Origin of the sequence: uncultured Aureimonas sp. (genome assembly GCF_913775355.1) — a bacterium.
In the GTDB taxonomy this organism is placed as follows: domain Bacteria; phylum Pseudomonadota; class Alphaproteobacteria; order Rhizobiales; family Rhizobiaceae; genus Aureimonas.
Window position 1 is genome coordinate 1 of sequence record NZ_CAJYIU010000110.1, and the last position, 3201, is coordinate 3201.

Here is a 3201-nt window from a genome sequence, read left to right on the forward strand (position 1 = left end):
TCTTTCCCTACACGACGCTCTTCCGATCTCTTCATCGACTTCATCGCCAAGCTCGGCATCGAGCGCCGCGTCCACACCGCCGGCCAGAACAAGGCGACGCTCGACCCGTTCCGGCCCGAGCGCCCGGAGGACGTCGAGCATTTGAAGGCACTCCAGCTCGACGTGCACCGGACCTTCATCGACCTCGTGCGCTCGCGCCGCGCCGACCGTCTCGCCGACCACCCCGACCTTTTCTCCGGCCTCTTCTGGTCCGGCACGCGCGGCCTCGAACTCGGCCTCGTCGATCGGCTCGGCGACCTGCGCACGGTGCTGCGCGAGACCTATGGCCCGAAAGTGAAGCTCGGCGTCGTCCAGCAGAAGCGCGGCCTCTTCGGCATCGGCCGCGGCGGCGCGGCGGCCTCGCTGGCGAACGCCGCGGTCGACGCCGCCTTTACCGCGGCCGAGGAGCGCGCGCTCTGGGCCCGCTACGGGCTCTGAGGCCCCGCGACGCCTTGCCTTCGCCCGAAAGCCCGCAAATACTGGACCGCGTGTGAATCATGGTCGATCCGATGCCCATCTTCCTCTTCGGCCTCGTCGGGGCCGCCGCCTATTTCGGCTACCGCCAGCTTCAGCAGGAAACGGCGCGCGTGATCGAGCGCAACCGCCGCTCCGAGGCCGAGCACCGCACCGGCGCGCACGGCACGCTGGAGCGCGGCGCGGACGGCGTCTACCGGCTGCGGCGCGACTGACCCGCCGGCTCGGCGCGCCCGAGGCTTGACCCCGGCAAAGCGCCCATGGCAACTCGCGCGGCAACAGAATGCCGTGCGCAGAACATCCAGGGTCCGCTGACATGTCCGAACTCGCCAATCACATGCGGCCCGAACGCTCCTTCCAGGGGCTGATCCTCGCGCTCCACCGCTACTGGGCGGACTACGGCTGCGTGGTGCTCCAGCCCTACGACATGGAAGTGGGCGCCGGCACCTTCCACCCGGCGACGACGCTCCGCGCGCTCGGGCCCCGGCCCTGGAACGCGGCCTACGTCCAGCCCTCGCGCCGCCCGAAGGACGGACGCTACGGCGAGAACCCCAACCGCCTCCAGCACTACTACCAGTATCAGGTCATCCTGAAGCCGAACCCGCCCAACCTGCAGGAGCTCTATCTCGGCTCCCTCAAGGCGATCGGGGTCGACATGGCGCTGCACGACATCCGCTTCGTCGAGGACGACTGGGAATCGCCGACGCTCGGCGCCTGGGGCCTCGGCTGGGAGTGCTGGTGCGACGGGATGGAGGTCTCGCAGTTCACCTACTTCCAGCAGGTCTGCGGCATCGAATGCGCGCCGGTCGCGGGCGAACTGACCTACGGGCTCGAGCGTCTCGCGATGTACGTCCAGAACGTCGACAACGTCTACGACCTCAACTTCAACGGCCGCGAAGGCGCCGAGAAGGTCACCTACGGCGACGTCTTCCTCCAGGCCGAGCGCGAATACTCCCGCTTTAACTTCGAGATCGCCGACACGAAGATGCTGCTCCAGCACTTCGACGACGCGGAACGCGAATGCGCCGCGATCCTGAAGGCCGGCGCACCGGACGCCGCGGGCGCCCTGCACCGCTGCGTCCTGCCGGCCTACGACCAGGCGATCAAGGCTTCCCATGCCTTCAACCTCCTCGACGCCCGCGGCGTCATCTCCGTCACCGAGCGCCAGAGCTACATCCTGCGCGTACGCACGCTCGCCAAGGCCTGCGGCGAGGCGTTTCTGCTGACGGAAGCAGGCGGGGCGGGATGGAGCGCCGCGGCTTGAAGGAGGCTGGCGTGGGCGGCGACTGCAGGGAGGGTTCTCGACACTCGTCGAGAACGGCCAGACCCGCCGGCGCGGCGGCCTGATCCGTCAGATCGAATAGGTCGGGATCTACACCGTCGTCGGCAGGCTCGCCTGCGGCGGCTTGCCGTGGATCTCGACGTTGTCGAAGTAGATCCGGTCGCGTCCGTTGTCTTTCGCCGAATAGAGCCCGGCATCCACGCGTTTGAACACGTCTTCCTGCATGTCCTTTGGCGAGACATAGGTCAGCCCGCCCGAGATCGTGACGGACAGGCCCGGGTGCCTGCCCAGTACATCCATGTTCGAGATGGCCTCCTGAAGGCGCTTCAGGGTCGATCGAACGTCCTCCAGCGGCTGGCTCCCGAAGAGGATCAGGAATTCCTCGCCGCCGACGCGCCCGAACGAATCCTTCAGATCGATGACGTGTCGAGCGGTCTGGGCGACGTTCACCAGAACCTCGTCGCCGACGTGGTGGCCGAAGGTGTCGTTGATCCTTTTGAAATGGTCGATGTCGACGAGGCAAGCCCAGGCATCCCGGCCCTCGCCGAGCATGTCCTTCAACCGTGCGAGGATATGGCGGCGGTTCGACACCCCCGTCAGCTCATCCGTCGTGGATTGGCGAAACAACGCCTCGTTGGCCAGTCGCAGCTTCCTCTCCGAGGCATTCAGTGCCGTGACGTCCGTACCCACGTACACGATCCAGCCGTCGTCGCGTCGGGTCTCCGTAACCCAGATGAAGCGTCCATCGTGCAGGTCGCTCTCGTAGGTGCGCTGACGGGATTTGCCTCGCCGGGAACGAACGGACGAGATCCAGTTTTCGATGTCATCGGTCGAGATGACGGTCCCACGACCTGCGGCGAAATTGCGCCGCATCAAGGTCTGCCAGCTCACCTCCTCGCCCGGCGCGATGAAGTAGGCGCTGCGGAAGGCATCGTTCGCGTACCGCAGGACTTCGGATGGATCGTAGACGCCGATCAGAGCGATGGACTGCTGAAGCATTTCCGGAACGACGATCGACGGAATCTGCTTCGAGACGTCCTCGTGCATCGCCTCCTTCATCGGTCGCCCCTTGCGTGCTGATCGGTCGGAGATTTGTACGCCGCAAGGCTGAAGACTCCGCGGCTCGAATTATGAAACATCGAACGTTTCGCTCGCCGGATCGGCAGACCGACGTTCGAAGGCGCTCCACCGGCCGGATCACACGATGCTCTCTTGGCGCGCGGTTTCACGGCTCCATCTGACGACCTCTCCGATCCGCAACGACGAATGTGAGTCACCCATGAAAAGCGCTGTTCACGACACGTTCGGCGATCCCGCCACCGTCCTGCATCAGGCCGACAGCCCGACGCCGGAGCCGGGCCCGGGCGAGGTGCGCATCCGCACGCTCCTGTCGCCGATCCACAACC

At 66.2% G+C, this 3201-nt stretch carries 3 protein-coding genes; 2 read left to right on the forward strand and 1 reads right to left on the reverse strand.

The window, feature by feature from the left end; translation table 11 throughout:
* Positions 1 to 548: 548 nt before the first annotated feature.
* Positions 549 to 728 (forward strand): hypothetical protein, encoded by a 180-nt coding sequence (locus tag QZ753_RS08100; RefSeq protein WP_244545826.1) that lies wholly within the window; start codon positions 549 to 551, stop codon positions 726 to 728.
* Positions 729 to 829: 101 nt separating this feature from the next.
* Positions 830 to 1777, forward strand: a complete 948-nt coding sequence (locus QZ753_RS08105; RefSeq protein WP_294642641.1) for a glycine--tRNA ligase subunit alpha — start codon at positions 830 to 832, stop codon at positions 1775 to 1777.
* 108 nt (positions 1778 to 1885) lie between these two features.
* On the opposite strand, the gene QZ753_RS08110 is transcribed toward QZ753_RS08105, so the two are convergent.
* Positions 1886 to 2854: a sensor domain-containing diguanylate cyclase gene (locus QZ753_RS08110; protein WP_294642644.1), complete on the reverse strand. Its 969-nt coding sequence runs from the start codon at positions 2852 to 2854 to the stop codon at positions 1886 to 1888.
* Positions 2855 to 3201: the final 347 nt, after the last annotated feature.